At 64.4% G+C, this 16,740-nt stretch carries 13 protein-coding genes; all 13 read right to left on the bottom strand.

From position 1 onward, the window contains the following. Positions 1 to 163: 163 nt before the first annotated feature. The 13 genes from lpxC to FJ973_RS20955 all read right to left on the bottom strand — a co-directional run bounded on the left by lpxC (position 164) and on the right by FJ973_RS20955 (position 16,689). Positions 164 to 1,114, bottom strand: coding sequence for a UDP-3-O-acyl-N-acetylglucosamine deacetylase (lpxC, locus tag FJ973_RS21015; RefSeq protein WP_140495231.1), 951 nt, complete (start codon positions 1,112 to 1,114; stop codon positions 164 to 166). A 282-nt stretch (positions 1,115 to 1,396) separates the two neighbouring features. Continuing rightward, complete coding sequence (gene ftsZ, locus FJ973_RS21010) at positions 1,397 to 3,079, bottom strand: cell division protein FtsZ (protein ID WP_140495229.1); 1,683 nt, start codon at positions 3,077 to 3,079, stop codon at positions 1,397 to 1,399. Positions 3,080 to 3,145: 66 nt separating this feature from the next. After that, positions 3,146 to 4,453 carry a cell division protein FtsA gene (ftsA, locus tag FJ973_RS21005; RefSeq protein WP_140553117.1) on the bottom strand — a complete coding sequence of 436 codons (1,308 nt, stop codon included), beginning with the start codon at positions 4,451 to 4,453 and terminating at the stop codon, positions 3,146 to 3,148. Next, positions 4,450 to 5,391 (bottom strand): cell division protein FtsQ/DivIB, encoded by a 942-nt coding sequence (locus FJ973_RS21000; RefSeq protein WP_140557542.1) that lies wholly within the window; start codon positions 5,389 to 5,391, stop codon positions 4,450 to 4,452. Before FJ973_RS21000 ends, ftsA begins: the two co-directional genes overlap by 4 nt. Further along, complete coding sequence (locus FJ973_RS20995; protein ID WP_140557541.1) at positions 5,379 to 6,305, bottom strand: D-alanine--D-alanine ligase; 927 nt, start codon at positions 6,303 to 6,305, stop codon at positions 5,379 to 5,381. Before FJ973_RS20995 ends, FJ973_RS21000 begins: the two co-directional genes overlap by 13 nt. Before the next feature lie 301 nt (positions 6,306 to 6,606). Further along, the gene (murB, locus tag FJ973_RS20990) at positions 6,607 to 7,572 is read right to left on the bottom strand and encodes a UDP-N-acetylmuramate dehydrogenase (RefSeq protein WP_140557539.1); all 966 of its coding nucleotides are present in this window, start codon (positions 7,570 to 7,572) and stop codon (positions 6,607 to 6,609) included. After that, entirely contained in the window at positions 7,569 to 8,969 is a 1,401-nt protein-coding gene (gene murC / locus FJ973_RS20985) for a UDP-N-acetylmuramate--L-alanine ligase (protein ID WP_140495219.1), read from the bottom strand. Before murC ends, murB begins: the two co-directional genes overlap by 4 nt. Then, positions 8,966 to 10,093, bottom strand: a complete 1,128-nt coding sequence (gene murG / locus FJ973_RS20980; RefSeq protein WP_140557537.1) for an undecaprenyldiphospho-muramoylpentapeptide beta-N-acetylglucosaminyltransferase — start codon at positions 10,091 to 10,093, stop codon at positions 8,966 to 8,968. The genes murC and murG overlap by 4 nt, the downstream gene beginning before the upstream one ends. A gap of 1 nt (position 10,094) precedes the next feature. Next, positions 10,095 to 11,246, bottom strand: coding sequence for a putative lipid II flippase FtsW (ftsW, locus tag FJ973_RS20975; RefSeq protein WP_140557536.1), 1,152 nt, complete (start codon positions 11,244 to 11,246; stop codon positions 10,095 to 10,097). Then, positions 11,246 to 12,646, bottom strand: coding sequence for a UDP-N-acetylmuramoyl-L-alanine--D-glutamate ligase (gene murD / locus FJ973_RS20970; protein ID WP_140557534.1), 1,401 nt, complete (start codon positions 12,644 to 12,646; stop codon positions 11,246 to 11,248). Before murD ends, ftsW begins: the two co-directional genes overlap by 1 nt. 9 nt (positions 12,647 to 12,655) lie before the next feature. Then, on the bottom strand, positions 12,656 to 13,738 hold the full coding sequence (gene mraY, locus FJ973_RS20965) for a phospho-N-acetylmuramoyl-pentapeptide-transferase (RefSeq protein WP_140495211.1): 1,083 nt from the start codon (positions 13,736 to 13,738) through the stop codon (positions 12,656 to 12,658). Positions 13,739 to 13,762: 24 nt separating this feature from the next. Continuing rightward, positions 13,763 to 15,238 (bottom strand): UDP-N-acetylmuramoylalanyl-D-glutamyl-2,6-diaminopimelate--D-alanyl-D-alanine ligase, encoded by a 1,476-nt coding sequence (locus FJ973_RS20960; RefSeq protein ID WP_140557532.1) that lies wholly within the window; start codon positions 15,236 to 15,238, stop codon positions 13,763 to 13,765. Then, a complete protein-coding gene (locus FJ973_RS20955; protein WP_140557531.1) occupies positions 15,235 to 16,689 on the bottom strand; it encodes a UDP-N-acetylmuramoyl-L-alanyl-D-glutamate--2,6-diaminopimelate ligase in 1,455 nt (484 codons plus the stop codon). The genes FJ973_RS20960 and FJ973_RS20955 overlap by 4 nt, the downstream gene beginning before the upstream one ends. Between the last annotated feature and the right edge of the window lie 51 nt (positions 16,690 to 16,740).

The raw sequence follows: 16,740 nt of genomic DNA, 5'->3' as shown, positions 1-16,740 counted from the left end.
GCAGCCATAAACCATAACCGCCTTGCCCGGCAACGCTATGTCTAGGCAATCGAACATTTTTGTGGCGGCCGGGCCGCGCCGGAGCATCCCTGCGATTTCGCCGGCAAATGATGCATTCATGCAACACCAGCGAGCTGCGATGGCATCCGGAAAGTGGCGCGACTCAGATCATCCAGGGCGCATAGAGAGGCGCGTTGACGGCGCTCATCTCGGCCGCACGGCCGCGCTCGCGGCGGGTCGTTTCGACGATCTCGAATGCGGTACGGTCCGACAGCACGCGCCGCAAGGCGGCCGCATTCAGCCTATGGCCGCCACGATAGGAGCGGAAGCAGCCGATGAAGCGGGCCCCGGCCAGTGCCAGATCGCCCATGGCGTCCAGCGTCTTATGGCGTACGAACTCGTTGGGGTAGCGCAAGCCGCCCATGTTGATGACGCGGTTGTCGTCACCGATGACCAGCGAATTCTCAAGCGAGGATCCCAGCGCATAGCCGGCGGCCCACAGCCGCTCGACGTCCTTCATGAAGCCGAAGGTGCGGGCGCGCGCGATGTCGCGGCGGAAAATGTCCGCATTGATGTCGGACGCGAACAGCTGCCGGCCGATCGCCGGGCTTTCGAAATCGATCTCGACCTCGAAGCGAGTGCCGTCATAGGGCCTGAACTCAGCCCAGGAGGCGCCGTTCTCGATGCGGACCGGCTTGACGATCCGGATGTAGCGCCGCTTGACCGACAGCGTTTCGATGCCGGCCTGGTCTATGGCCTCGACGAACGCCATGGCGCTGCCGTCGAGGATAGGGACCTCATGGCCGTCGATCTCGATGATGACATTGTCGATGCCGAGCCCGAACAGCGCCGCCATGATGTGCTCGACCGTGGCGATGTGCTCGCCAGAGGGATCACCGAGCATGGTGCACAGGTCGGTTGCGCCGATCTCGGAAAACAGGGCGCGGAACTCGCGACCTTGCCCGTTCTCACTAAAAAGCTGGAAAACGATGCCGGTGTCGGCATCCGCCGGGAGAAAGCTGATGGAAACTTCCTTGCCGCTGTGAACGCCGGTGCCCGTAAGCGACGCGCGCGTCTTCACTGTCGTCTGATAGTCGTGCAAGACAATCCCCATAAGCCCGAAATGCCTAGGTCCGCTTCTCCAGCCCGAGGGCGCGGCTCTCTTGTAAAAATCGGCAGGCCAGGTCACTTCCCCCGAAATCCCGGCAAACCGACGACGGTAGGCAATGAAGATAATGTCCCGTCAGGGATAGTCCAAATCACGGTTTCTTACTCTTTGTAACCGCAACCGACGTATGGATAGCCTCTTAAGTGCTTGAATTTGCATTATTTTAAACGTTAACAGGCAAGCAATTCCTTGCTTGCCTGTTAACAATTGTTACAGCCCGTTAACCGCTCAGTTGGCCTGGCGACGCAGGAACGCCGGAATTTCCAGCTGGTCGTCCTCCTGAGTCGCCCTGGCCTGCGGCGTCAGGCGGCCTTGGTCGTCGAGCTGGCCGCGACGAGGCGCGTAGAGCTGCGCGTCCTGGCTTGCCAGACGGCGCACTTCCGGTGCGGCCTGACGCAGCTTGGGCTCGCGCGGCTGCGCCGGCTGCAGGCGTGCAGGCTCTTCCTCGCGGCGCGTCAGGCCGTTGGTCAGACGCTTCAAGAGCCCCATCGGTCCGCTGTTCTCATGGTCGGCCGGGCGGCTCTTGGCGTCGACCTCGGCCTTCACGACAGGCGGAAAGTCCTCGACGCGCGGCATGCGCTGGGGAGCCATCGCGACCGGCTGCTGGACTTCGCGCAGGATCTCGCGCGGCTGAGGCGCCGGCTGCATCTGCTGGACCACGGGCTGCACCATCGGTTGCGGCTGCGCCGGCGGAGCCTGGAAGATCTTGCTCTGCGGACGGAAATCATCCGCATGGGCAATTGGCGCCGGACGGGCTTGTGCCATCGCCGCGGCGTTTGCTTCGGCCAGTTGGATCGCTTCCGCGACCGGATCGGCGGCGCGCGGCTCGAACGCAGCCTGCTGGACCGGCGCGGGGCGGCTTTCCGCCGCGGCAACGGCCGGGCGGGCGGCCGGCTTCTGCGGCGCGGTGCGGATCGAGATCGGCGCGGCGGCGATTTCGGCCGCCGACTTGTCGATGCCGGTGGCCACAACCGAGACGCGGATGACGCCTTCGAGCTCCTCGTCGAAAGTGGCGCCCAGGATGATGTTGGCGTCCTGGTCGACCTCCTCGCGGATGCGGGTCGCCGCTTCGTCGACTTCGAACAGCGTCAGGTCGCGGCCGCCGGTGATCGAGATCAGCAGGCCCTTGGCGCCCTTCATCGAGGTCTCGTCGAGCAGCGGGTTGGCGATCGCGGCTTCCGCGGCCGCCATCGCGCGGCCCTCGCCCGATGCCTCGCCGGTGCCCATCATCGCCTTGCCCATCTCGCGCATCACCGAACGAACGTCGGCGAAGTCGAGATTGATCAGGCCTTCCTTGACCATCAGGTCGGTGATGCAGGCTACACCTGAATAGAGAACCTGGTCAGCCATGGCGAACGCGTCGGCGAAGGTGGTCTTGTCATTGGCCAGCCGGAACAGGTTCTGGTTAGGGATGACGATCAGCGTGTCGACGCATTTCTGCAGCTCCTCGATGCCGAAATCCGCCGTCTTCATGCGGCGCTGGCCTTCGAAATGGAACGGCTTGGTGACGACGCCGACAGTGAGGATGCCCTTCTCGCGGGCGGCGCGCGCCACGACCGGCGCCGCTCCCGTGCCCGTGCCGCCGCCCATGCCCGCGGTGACGAAGCACATATGGGTGTTGGACAGGTGATCGATGATCTCGTCGATGCATTCTTCCGCTGCCGCGCGGCCCACTTCAGGCTGGGATCCGGCGCCCAGCCCCTCGGTGACATGCGCGCCGAGCTGGATCAGCCGGTCGGCTTTCGACATGGTCAGCGCCTGCGCGTCGGTGTTGGCGACAACGAACTCGACGCCGCGCAGACCGGCGGTGATCATGTTGTTGACGGCGTTGCCGCCGCCGCCGCCGACGCCGAACACGGTGATGCGTGGCTTAAGCTCGGTGATGTCCGGCTTTTGCAGATTGATGGTCATTGTCTCCGTCCTTTGCCTTTCCTGCCGCTTCGCCGCCGCGGCCACTTATGGGGCTGTCCCCGTCAATTAGAAACTGTCTCTCAACCACTGACTCATGCGATGCAGTTTTCCGCCCGTTCCAGTCATCCTGAGACCGGAAATTCCTTTCGCCGGATGGCTCTCGAAGCTCGCCATCTGCGGATAGATCAACAAACCGACGGCCGCCGAGAAGGCCGGCCCCTTCGCCGCTTCGGGCAGGCCCGCCACGCCGAGCGGGCGGCCGATGCGCACATTGCGCCCCAGGATGCGGCGCGCCGCTTCCGGCAGGCCGGCAAGCTGGCTGGCGCCGCCGGTCAGCACCACGCGCTTGCCCACCGCATTGCCGTAGCCGGACTTGTTCAGCCGGTCGCGCAAAAGCTCGAGCGTCTCGTCGATGCGGGCGCGCACGATACGCGTCATGACGGAGCGCGGAATCTGGAGCGGCACTTCGCCCTCGTCGCCGATCGGCTGGATCGAGACCAGGTCGCGGTCATCGGCGCTGCCGGGCAACGCCGAACCGTGCATCACCTTCAGCCGTTCGGCGGCATCGAGCGAGGTGGACAGTCCCTTGGCCATGTCCAGCGTGACGTGGTTGCCGCCGATGGCGATGGCGTCGCCATGGACGAACTTGCCTTCCGAAAACACCGAGATCGTCGTCGTGCCGCCGCCCATATCGATGCAGGCGGCGCCCAGTTCCAGCTCGTCGTCGACCAATGCCGCCAGCCCGCTGGCATAGGGCGTCGCCACCATGCGCTCGACCGAAAGATGCGAGCGGTTGATGGAGAGCTCCAGGTTGCGCATCGGAGCGGCGTCGCCGGTCAGCACATGCATGTCGACGCCAAGCGTGTCGCCGACCATGCCGCGCGGATCGCGCACGCCGCGCTCAGCGTCGAGCGAGAAGCCGACGGGGAGCGAATGGACCACCTCGCGCTCGGTCTTCAGCGCCTGCTTGGCGCCGGCACCGAGCACCCGCTTGATGTCGGCCTCGTCGGCCTCATGGCCGCCGAGATTGATGGTTGCCGAGAAAGCTTCGCTCTTCAGCCGGCCGGCGGTCATGTTCACGATCAGCGAATCGACCGTCAGCCCGGCCATGCGCTCGGCGGCGTCGACGGAGAGGCGAATGGCATGTTCGGCACGGTCGAGATCGATGACGACGCCCGATTTGACGCCCTGCGACTTCTGGTGTCCGATGCCGATCACCTGGATGCGGTGCGAGCGTCCGCGCAGCAGCTTGCCGTCATCGCATGGCTTCAGCTTCGCCACCATGCAGCAGACCTTGTTCGAACCGACATCCAGTACCGTCAAGGTGCCGGAGCGGCGCGAAGAGGCATCGCCTGAACCGCCAAGCCAGCTCATATCTTCGTCTCCGGCTTGCGCTTCAGCATTTTCGGCTTCTCGTTGAGCGCGGCTTCGCGCTGGGTCGCCGCCTCCGGCGTCAGTTGCACGACCAGCCGGTCGGACAGCCGCATGTCGACGGCGGCGATGTCGCGCGACAACAGCCCCTTGTCATGGTCCATGCCGACGAGTTCGGCGAGTGCCTGATCCTCGCCATCCTCGGGAAGCTTGACAGTGATGCCGTTATCGAGCTTCAGGTCCCAGCGCCGATCGCCGACACGGACATAGCCCCTGATGCGGGTCGCGAGATCCGGGTATTTTTCGATCTTCGCCAGGAATTCCGGCGCCTTGGCCGGCGCGCCGGCTCCGATCAGCAATGGCAGCAGCACCTGCTTGCCACCCGAGAACGGCGCGATAACGGCACCGTCTTTTTCGATGACGGAGAGATCGCTGCCCTGCTGCCAAAGTGCGAACGCCTGACGCTCCTCGACGCGCACCTCCAACGTGTGCGGATAGACCTTGCGCACCGCGGCGACCTCGATCCAGGGCAAGGTGGCGATGCGTTCCCGCGCCGCCTCGGCATCGAAGCCGATCAGCGACGTCCAACCATCGAGCTCGAGCCTGTCGAGAATATCGATCTCGGACGTCTGGCGATTGCCGACCACCTTGACCTGGTCGACGGCAAAGCCGGTCCGGGCAGTGATGCTCTGGACGATGCCGTCGGCATGACCGCCGAGATAGGCGCCATAGGCGCCGCTCGAGGCAATGAGCACTGCCGACATGATCGCGGCGGAGAAGCGCGGCGGCTGGAATTCACCCTCGCCCAGGCGCGCCAGGATACGCACCGGGCGGCGAAGCATGCGCGGCAGCACGAAATGGTCGAACGACAATGGCAGGCTGAACAGCGCCGGCCCGGCCACGCCCTTCCCCTTGCCCTGCCCCCACATCAACGCAGACACGAAGCGTCCTCCACCATCCAACTCAACAGATCGCCGAACGAATGCCCTGCCTGGGCGGCGATTTCAGGCACCAGAGACGTCGGCGTCATGCCCGGCTGGGTATTGACCTCGAGCCATACAACTTCGCCATTTTCGGAGTGACGATCGTCATAACGGAAGTCCGACCGGGAAACGCCCCGACAGCCGACAGCTTGGTGAGCCTTGAGCGCCAGTGTCTGTATTTTTTGGTAAATATTCGGTGAAACTTTTGCGGGGCATTCGTGTTTTGATCCGCCCGCGACATATTTTGAATCGTAGTCATAGAACGAATGGCCCGTCGGGATGATCTCGCAGACGCCAAGCGCCACGTCGCCCATGACGGCACAAGTCAGCTCGCGCCCATGGATGTAGCGCTCGACCATGACGGTATCGCCATATTTCCACTCGGACGAGCCGATGACCTGCGGCGGATGCGACTGCCCCTCATGCACGATCACGACGCCGAAGCTTGACCCCTCATTGACCGGCTTCACCACATAAGGCGGCTTCATCGGATGATTGTTCTGAATGGCGAAGCGATTGGCGACCTTCGATTCGGCGACGGGAACGCCGGCCAATTTCACGACTTTCTTCGACTGCTCCTTGTTCATCGCAAGCGCCGAGGCGAGCACGCCGGAATGGGTGTAGGGAATGCGGAGATATTCGAGAATGCCCTGAATGGTGCCGTCCTCGCCAAAAGGACCATGCAGCGCATTGAAGGCGACATCGGGCCTGAGATCGGCAAGCACGGAGCCGACGTCGCGCCCGACATCGACGCGCGTGACTTGATAGCCTTCCGTCTCAAGCACATCGGCACAGGCCTTCCCCGAAGACAGGGACACGGGCCGCTCGGACGAGAAACCACCCAGCAGGACGGCCACATGCTTGTTTTTCATTCCCCGTCATCCCCTCTCACGGCGGATCAAAAACCAAGATTTCCGCAACATTGAGTCCGAGTCTCCCGGCAGGTTGCCCCCCAGACGGAAAACGCGGGAAACGCGTCGAACGACTCAAATCAGGAAACGCTTTGGAGCAGAGAATCAGAGAGTTGATTCACTGGCAAGTGCTTATGATTCCGAGAGATTCACTTTCTGAGAAAATGGATGCGAAAACCGTGCTGTTGAGTCTTTGGAGCAACGGTCGCGCGGTCGTTCCGGACCGGTTGAAGTTCATGCGTCACATGAACTTCAACCGCGGCTAGAGCAGCTGTCCAAGAAACTCCTGGACGGCGTGTCCGGGGCGGAAGTCCCCGATGCGCTTGATCTCCCAGTGCAGCCGGATGCCGGAATGTTCGAGCACCCGCGTGCGCACCGTTTCGCCGAGATATTCGAGTTCGTAGCCGGTCGCTGTCCCGGTGTTGATCATGAAATTGCAGTGCATGGGCGACATCTGCGCGCCGCCGATCAGCAGGCCGCGGCACCCTGCCTTGTCGATCTCTTTCCAGGCTGAGGTGCCTTCAGGATTCTTGAAGGTCGAGCCACCGGTCTTCTCGCGGATCGGCTGCACCGTCTCGCGATGGTTCTGCACCGCGTCCATCGCCGCCTTGATCACTGCCTTGTCCTCAGCAAAGCCCTCGAAAATCGCCGAGGTGAAGATCAGCCCGGACGGTGCCGACGAGTGCCGGTAGGCATAGCCCATATCGGCATTGCTCAGCGTCTGGACGTTGCCTTTGCGGTCGAGCGCACGCACCTCGACGACGCGCTCGCGCGTCTCGACGCCATTGGCGCCGGCGTTCATCCTCAGCGCCCCGCCGATGGCGCCCGGTATGCCGTGGTAGAAATGGAAGCCGCCGATGCCGGCTTCCAGCGCCACCGCGGCGATGCGCTTGTCGGGCGTGGCCGCGCCAGCCTTGATCGATGCCGGCGAAACAATTTCGGTTTCACCGAACCCCTTGGCCGACAGCCTTATGACGAAACCCGGAATACCCCCATCGCGCACAAGCAAGTTCGAGCCGACGCCGACTATGGTCAGCGGTATCTCTTCGGGAACCGCTTTCAGGAAAGCAGCGAGATCCGCCTCGTCCGCTGGCTGAAAGAGCGCCTCGGCCAGTCCTCCGGCGCGGAACCAGGTGATCTTGTCCATCTCGGCATTCGGCGTGATGCGGCCGCGCAGGCCGGCAAGCCGGCCGCCAAGTCTGTCGATCAGCGCCTGGCCCTGCATCATGAGACGGCCAGCTCCTTGGGCAGCGCATAGGCCCATTGCGTGATGTTGCCGGCGCCGAGGAAGACGACGAAGTCGCCGGGCCTGGCCAGATCACGGACAACAGGCGCTATTGCTTCCGGACCCTCGATGTAGCGCGCGTCGCGATGGCCCCCGGCGCGGATGCGCGACACCAGCGCATCCGAGGTCACGCCTTCGATCGGCTCCTCGCCGGCGGCGTAGACCGGCGCCACCATCACCGTGTCGGCGTCGTTGAAGCAGGCGGAGAACTCATTGAACAGATCATGCAGCCGGGTAAAACGGTGCGGCTGGGCAATGGCGATGACGCGGCCCTTGGTGGCGCTGCGCGCGGCTTTCAGCACCGCAGCGATCTCGACCGGATGGTGGCCGTAATCGTCGAACACTTCGACGCCATTCCAGGAGCCGGTTTGGGTGAAGCGACGCTTGACGCCGGCGAAGGACGACAGGCCTTTCTTGATCGCCTCGGCCGACAGACCGAGCTCATGCGCCACCGCGATCGCCGCCGTCGCATTGGAAACGTTGTGGCGGCCGGGCATCGGCAGGCGCAAATCCGATATCGTCGTCTGGCCGCGTCCCTTGCGGTCGCGGATCACCACGTCGAATTCCGAGGTCGCGCCGGCCATGCGATGGTTGGTGAAGCGCACGTCGGCCTGCGCGTTCTCGCCATAGGTGATGACGCGGCGATCCTCGATTCGGCCGACCAGCGCCTGCACCTCCGGGTGGTCGGTGCACATGACGCCGAAGCCGTAGAACGGCACGTTCTCGACGAACTGGCGGAAGGCTTCGCGCACCTTCTCGAAACTGCCGTAGTGATCGAGATGTTCGGGATCGATATTGGTGACGACGGCGATATCGGCCGGCAGCTTGAGGAAGGTCCCGTCGCTCTCGTCGGCTTCGACCACCATCCACTCGCCGTCCCCCATGCGCGCATTGGTGCCATAGGCGTTGATGATGCCGCCATTGATGACGGTCGGGTCGAGCCCGCCGGCTTCGAGCAGCGTCGCTACCATCGAGGTCGTCGTCGTCTTGCCGTGCGTGCCGCCGATCGCCACTGCCTGGCGGAAGCGCATCAGTTCGGCCAGCATTTCGGCGCGGCGCACGATCGGCAGCAATTTCTCCCGTGCCGCCTTCAGTTCGGGGTTGGATTTCTTGATAGCCGTCGAGACAACCACCACTTCGGCATCGCCGAGGTTTTCTTCCCTGTGGCCGACAAAGCATTCGATCCCCTTGTCGCGCAGCCGCTGCACATTGGCGCTGTCGGCCTGGTCGGACCCCTGCACCTTGTAGCCGAGATTGTGCAGCACTTCGGCGATGCCGCTCATGCCGATGCCGCCAATGCCGATGAAATGCACGAGGCCTATGGTCTGCGGCATCTTCATGCGTGCGTTCCCTTCTTAAAATCCGAAACGGTTTTGCGGGACGCAATAGCCTCTGTGAGATCGGCGAGCAACCGTGCGGCATCCGGTTTGCCGACCGACTTCGCCGCGGCAGCCATTGCCGTGAGCCGTTCGGGCTCGGCCATCAGGGCGCCGATCAACGCCGCGATGCGCTCGGGCGAAAGTGAGGATTGCGGCTCCACCTCGCCACCGCCGGCGGCCGCAAGAGCGGCTGCGTTCGCGGCCTGGTCGTGATCGAGCGCATAGGGATAGGGCACCAGCAGCGCCGGTCGCCCGATGACGGCGATTTCCGAGACGGTCGACGCGCCGGAGCGCGACATCACCAGCTGTGCGGCCGCTATGCGCGCCGCCATATCGCTGAAGAAGGGCGAGACCTCGACACCGACGCCAAGCGCTGCATAGGCCGCCTTCACCCGCCCGACATCATCGGCCCGAGCCTGCTGCGTGATCACCAGCCGCTTGCGCAGGGCGTCGGGGAGCAAGGCAACGGCCGCCGGCACCGCATCGGAGAAGAACTGCGCGCCCTGGCTGCCGCCGAACACCAGCAGGCGGAAGGGATCGTTCCCGGCCGAGGCGGCGTAGGCGGTCTTTGCGGCTTCGAGCACCTGTGGGCGGACCGGATTGCCTGTCGTCACCGTCTTGGCGCCGACGGCGCTTTCGTCTTGCGGCAGGAAGCCACCGGCAATCGCATCGACGCGGCTGGCCAGCGCCCGGTTGGCGCGTCCCATCACAGCGTTCTGCTCGTGGATCAGCGTCGGCACCTTGCGCCGCGTCGCGGCGTAGAGCGGCGGCAAGGTCGGATATCCGCCAAAGCCGACCACGGTATCGGGCTTGATCCTGCCGATGATGGCGGACGCCTGGCGCACGCCGCGCCAGATTTTCCAGAAAGCACCAAGCAGGGCAACAGGATTTTTCGAGCCCAGCGTCGCGGACTGGATCGGGTGGATGGCGGCGGCCGGGAAGTGGCCGGCAAAGCGCTCAGCACGGTCGTCGGTCGCCAGATGCACCGTCCAGCCACGCGCGTTCAACTCATGCGCCAGCGCCTCGGCCGGAAACAGATGTCCGCCGGTTCCGCCCGCCGAGAGAAGGATAACACCTCTGGCCATGTCACCCCGCCGGCATGGCGCGCTGCGGCAAGGCAAAGCCCACCTGCTTGCGCTTTTCCGGTCGCTTGCGCGTCAGCGCCAGCACCATTCCCATCGAGATGGCGATGGCAATCTGCGAAGAGCCGCCATAGGAGATGAACGGCAGCGTCATGCCCTTGGCCGGCACCAGTTGCAGGTTGACGCACATGTTGATGACTGCCTGCAGGCCGAACACGGTGACGAGGCCGCCGACCGCATAGCGGGTGAAATCGTCATGCTCCTTCAGCGCCGTGTTGAGGCCGCGCAGCACGATGAAGGCGAAGATGGACATGATGAAGAAACACATGATCAATCCGAATTCCTCGCCCGCGACCGAAAAGACGAAATCGGCATGGCTGTCGGGGATGACCCGCTTGACGGTGCCCTCGCCCGGTCCGACGCCGAACCAGCCGCCATTGATCAATGCGTCGCGGCCCATATCGACCTGGAACGTGTCGCCTTCGCCAGTGAGGAACTTGTCGATACGCAGGGCGACGTGCGGAAATACCGTATAGGCGGCAAAGACGCCACCGACGCCGGCGGCACCCAGCACGACGATCCACAGCCATGGCAGCCCCGCCATGAAGAACATGATCCCCCAGGTGCCGGTCGTCAGCATGGTCTGGCCGAGGTCCGGCTGCGCCACCAGCAGCGACACGACCAGCACCAAGAGCAACATGGCGAAGAGATTGCCCGGAATGTCGGGCTGGCGCTTGTGTTCGGCGAACAGCCAGGCGCACATGATGACAAAGGCGGGTTTCAAAAACTCCGAGGGCTGGATCGACAGGCCGGCAAGCGACACCCAGCGCCGCGCGCCTTTCACCTCGACGCCGATGTAGAGCACCGCCACCATCAGTACCAGCATCAGGCACAGCATAATCAGCGCCATGCGCCGGATCTCTCTGGAATCGAGGAAGGACACCGCCAGCATCACGCCGAGCGCCGGCACGGTGAAGATGATCTGCCTGGTCGCGAAGTGAAAACTGTCGAGGCCGATGCGTTCGGCGACCGCGGGACTTGCGGCGAAGGACAAGACTATGCCCAGCCCCATCAGCGATAGGAACGCCGCCAGGAACCAGCGATCGATGGTCCACCACCAGGTCGCAACCGGGCTTTTGTCGAGACGGCTCTGCATTATCGTGCCCCTCCGATGGGTTTGACGCCCTCGATAGCATTCGCAGCTTGCCTGAAGGCTTCGCCGCGGACCTCGAAATTCTTGAACTGGTCGAAACTGGCGCAGGCCGGCGACAACAGCACCACCGCCTCGCCGCCATCGTCCCTGGCCGCATCATGCGCCGCATGCTCGACCGCCGCTGCAAGCGTGCCCGATATCTCATACGGCACCGCCTCGCCCAGCGTCGCCGAAAAGGCCGGCGCTGCCTCGCCGATCAGATAGGCCTTGGCGATACGCGGGAAGAAGCCGCGCAGCGGCTCGATGCCGCCTTCCTTGGGCAGGCCGCCGGCGATCCAGTAGATGCGTGAAAAGCTCGACAGCGCGGGTGCCGCCGCATCGGCGTTGGTCGCCTTGGAATCGTTGACGAACAGCACGTGGTCCTTGCGGCCGACCTGCTCCATGCGATGCGCCAGGCCCGGAAAGCTTTCCAGTCCGGACTGGATCTCGCCGAGGTCGAGCCCGACCTTGAGGCAGGCGGCCACCGCGGCAAGCGCGTTTTGCGCATTGTGCTGCCCGCGCAGCGAGCCGATGCCTTCGAGGAAGGCGACCCGGCTGTAGCGGCCATGCACCGCTTCCATCAAATTGGTGCCATCGGCGAAATAGCCGTCGGTCAGCGGCAGCCGCTTCGAAATGCGGATGACGTGCCGCCCCGCCCGCTCCAGCCGTTCGGCAATCTGCGCACACCAGGAATCGTCGATGCCGACGATCGCGGTCTCGCTGCCGGCAACCAGCCGCTCCTTGATCGAAGCGTAATGCTGCATGGTGCCGTGACGGTCGAGGTGATCCGGCGTCAAATTGAGCAGGACGCCGGCCGTCGGATTGATCGATGGTGCGAGGTCGATCTGGTAGGACGAGCATTCGACGACATAGTGCCGGTCGGGTTGCGGCGGATCGAGTGTCATCACGGCGCGGCCGATATTGCCGCCCATCTGCGTATCGCGGCCGGAAGCCTTCAATATATGCGCCGTCAGCGCCGTGGTCGTCGACTTGCCGTTGGTGCCGGTGATGGCGATGAATGGGGCGGCTGGCGCGCCGAGCGTCCGCTCGCGGCAGAAAAGCTCGACGTCGCCGATGATCTCGACACCCGAACCGCGCGCCAGTTCCACCGTCCAGTGCGGCTTGGGATGCGTCAGCGGCACGCCGGGCGACAGCACGAAAGCTGAGAAACCGGCCCAGTTGGCGCCACGCAGGTCGGCGGTTGCAATACCCGCTTCGGCCGCCTTGGCGACACTGCCTGGATTATCGTCCCAGGCCAGAACCTCAGCCCCGCCCTCGATCAGCGCGTGCGCGGTCGCGATCCCCGAGCCGCCGAGCCCGAAGAGCGAAACACGCTTGCCTGCGAAGGATGCGGCGGGAATCACGGGGCGCGCCTATCTGAGCTTGAGGGTGGAAAGGCCGACCAGCGCCAGGATGACGGCGATGATCCAGAAGCGGATCACCACCTGGCTTTCGGTCCAGCCGAGCTTTTCGAAGTGGTGATGGATCGGCGCCATTAGGAACACACGCTTGCCGGTCATCTTGAAGTAGCCGACCTGGATGATGACGGACAGGATCTCGACCACGAACAGCCCGCCGACGATGACCAGCACGATCTCGTGCTTGGTGGCGACCGCAACGGTGCCGATCAGCCCGCCCATGGCCAGCGAGCCGGTGTCGCCCATGAAGATCGCCGCCGGCGGCGCGTTGAACCAGAGAAAGCCGAGGCCGGCGCCGATGACCGCGCCTAGCACAACAGCCAGTTCGCCGGTGCCGGGCACGAAATGGATCTGCAAATACTCGGCGAATACGGCATTGCCGGAGAGATAGGCAATGACGCCGAAGGACGCCGCCGCGATCATGATCGGCACGATGGCCAGGCCATCCAGGCCGTCGGTGAGGTTCACCGCATTGCCCGCCCCCACGATGACGAAGCAGGAGAACGGGACGAAGAACCAGCCGAGATTAATCAGGAATTCCTTGGCGAAGGGGAATGTCAGCGACGAGGAGAACGGCGCCTGGCCATTATGCATGATCGCCCAGGCGGCGATGCCGGCGATGACGAATTCGAGCGCCAGCCGCGCCTTGCCGGAAAAGCCGAGATGCGACTGCTTCGTCACCTTCAGATAGTCGTCGTAGAAACCTATCGAGCCGAAGCCCAGCGTCACCAACAGCACCACCCAGACATAGATGCTCGACAGGTTCGCCCACAGCAACGATGAGCCGATGATGCCGGACAGGATCATCAGTCCGCCCATGGTCGGCGTGCCGGCCTTCTTGAAATGGGTCTGTGGCCCGTCGGCGCGGATCGGTTGGCCCTTGCCCTGGCGCAACCTGAGCGAATTGATGATGGTCGGCCCGAAGATGAAGACAATCAGCGCCGAGGTGATCAGCGCCCCGCCGGTACGGAAGGTGATGTAGCGGAAGACATTGAAGACCGAGATCTTGTCCGCGAAATCGACGAGCAGTGTGAACATGCGCTTTTCGTCCCCGACTTGACCCTAGGTCTGTTTGCCGATTGTCGTTTCAGCCGGGAACTTGCCCAGCAACGCATCGACCAGCTTTGCAAAGCCGATGCCCTTTGACGATTTGATCATCACCACGTCGCCTGGCCTCAGTGCGGCAAGCAGCACCGGCTTCAATTCCTCGACGCCGGCGCGGTATTCCGTCCTGATCTCGTCCGGCAGCGCCTCCGCCAGCGCCCGCATTTCCGGACCGCCGAGAAAGACGGTCTGCGTGCCGGTGCCGACGATGAGACCGGCAAGTGCAGCATGCAGCTTGGCCGAATACTCGCCGAGCTCCAGCATATCGCCCAGCACGGCGATGCGGCGGCCCTCGCCCGTCACCGGGGTCGCGTTGAGCAGCGCCATGGCGGCGGCCATCGAGGCGGGGTTGGCGTTGTAGCTTTCGTCGATCAGCGTGATCGGTCCACCGGGGTAGCTTGGGCCGCCGGGATGGCTCGAAGTCGAGCCTCCGGGATGACGCAGCACATAGCGTTTGCCGCGGCCGCGCTCGGCCGAGAGATCGGCCAGCGCCGGGGCAACCTTGTCGAGATCGGCGCCGACCAGACGGGCCGCGCCGAGGACCGCCAGAATGTTCTGCACCATGTGGCGGCCGGGCGCGCCGATGCGAGCCGTCACCTCGTGACCGCCGATCCTGGCGGCAATGTCGGAATGATCGGCATGGATCTCGCATTTGACCAGTCTGAAGGTTGAGCGCGCGTTCTCGCCGAACCCATAGACATGCTCGACGCCGGCGGCGTGCGCCATCTTGTCGAGAAGCTTGAAACGCGCGTCGTCGCGGTTGAGGATCGCCGCGCCGCCAGGTTCCAGCCCTTCGAAAATCTCGGCCTTCGCCTTGGCGATCTCGTCCAGATTTCGGAAGAAGCCGAGATGCGCCGCCGCGATCATGGTAACGATGGCGACATGCGGCCTTACCATCTTGACCAGCGGCCTGATCTCGTCGGGATGGTTCATGCCGATCTCGAACACGGCATAGTCGCAATCGGCCGGCATGCGCGCCAAGGTGAGCGGCACGCCCCAATGGTTGTTGAACGACTGCGCCGAGGCATGCACCTTGCCGACCGCCGACAGCACGTGGCGCAGCGCTTCCTTGGTGGTCGTCTTGCCCGCCGAACCGGTCACCGCGATGATCTTGGCCTGGGAACGGTCACGCGATGCGACACCGAGCTTTTCCAGCGCCACCAGCACGTCCTCGACGACGATCATCGGCGCCGTCAGCCGGCCAAGCGACGGCAGCTTGCCTTCGGCCACGACCAGCACCCCGGCTCCGGCCTTGATGGCGGCGGTCGCGAAATCATGGCCGTCCATCGCCTCGCCCTTGATGGCGAAGAAAGCGTCGCCCGGCTGAAGGCTGCGGCTGTCGATCGAAATGCCCGATATGCCGTCCGGCATCGGCCCGATCGGTCGCCCGTCCATGGCGGCGACCAGCGTCTCGGATGTCCACAGCAAATTCATGCGGCACGCTCCAGCAGCGCGGCACGGACTTCTTCGTGGTCGGAGAAATGCAGGGTCTCGGTGCCGATCGTCTGGCCTTCCTCATGACCCTTGCCGGCCACGATCAGCGTGTCCCCGGCATGCAACATGGAAACGGCCTCGTGGATCGCCGCGCGCCGGTCACCGATCTCGATCGCGCCGGGAGCGGCGGCAAGGATCGCGGCACGGATCGTCTCCGGCACTTCCGAGCGCGGATTGTCGTCGGTGACGATGACGACGTCGGCGAGCCGCGTCGCGATCTCGCCCATGATCGGCCGCTTACCGCGATCGCGGTCGCCGCCGCAGCCGAACACGACGATGACCCGGCCGGTGGTGAACGGGCGCACCGAGGCAAGCACGTTTTCCAGCGCGTCCGGCTTATGCGCATAATCGACATAGACCGGCGCGCCGTTTGCAGTCGTCCCGACAAGGTCGAGCCGGCCGGGTGCGCCCTTGAGTTTCTCCAACGCCTTCAAGGCCTTGGCGACTGGCGTTCCCGTGGAGATGGCAAGCCCGGCCGAAACCAGCGCGTTGGCTATCTGGAAATCGCCGGCCAGCGGCAGGTCGATCTCGTAGAGCATCCCGTCGGCCTCGACCTCGGCACGCTGGCGGTGGCGCTCATGCTCGACCCGCTTCAGCGTCAGGAAATCGCCGTGGCGACCGACCGTCAGCACGCCGAGCCTTGCGGCCTTCGCCGCCTGGATGGTTGGCGCCGACCACGGATCGTCGGCGAAGATCACGGCCGGCGCGCCCTTCGGCAGCAGCGCATCAAACAGACGCAGCTTGGCCCGGTGATAGTCCTCGACCGTCGGATGGTAGTCCATGTGGTCGCGGCCGAGATTGGTGAAGCCGCCGGCGGCCAGCCTGACGCCGTCGAGACGGCGCTGGTCGAGACCATGGCTGGAGGCCTCCATGGAGGCATGGGTGACGCCGGCGTCCGCCAGTTCAAGCAACAGCTGATGCAAGGCGACGGGATCTGGCGTCGTCAGCGAGCCATAATCGTTGCGGCCCGGCGCCACCACGCCGGTGGTGCCGATCGAGGCCGCGGCAAAGCCGGCCTGCTCCCAGATCTGCCTGACGAAAGCGGCGACCGAGGTCTTGCCGCTGGTGCCGGTGACGGCCACCATCGTCTGCGGCTGTTTGCCGAAATAACGGGCCGCGCTCAGGGCCAGCGCTAGGCGCGGGTCATCGACGGCCAACACTGGAACCGGCAGTCCCCCAAGGGCGCTGTCCTTGCCCGCGACGATGGCGGCAGCCCCTCGTGCGGCGGCGTCCGCGGCATAGGCGGCGCCATCCGCCTTGCTTCCAGCGAGCGCGAAAAAGACGACGCCGGGTTTTACCTGGCGGGAATCCGAAGAGATGCCGGTAACCTCCAGATCGGCGGAAGCTGTTCCTTCGACTGGCAGGATACCGGTTAGATTTTTGAGCTTCATCGAGTTCCGTTCACCGCAACAAAATAGCGCGCAGTTGCGGCGCGCCCTAAG

The organism is Mesorhizobium sp. B2-1-3, from assembly GCF_006442495.1.
Taxonomy (GTDB): Bacteria; Pseudomonadota; Alphaproteobacteria; order Rhizobiales; family Rhizobiaceae; genus Mesorhizobium.
Note: the sequence above shows the minus strand (reverse complement) of the source record. Positions and strands in the feature narration are given on the sequence as shown.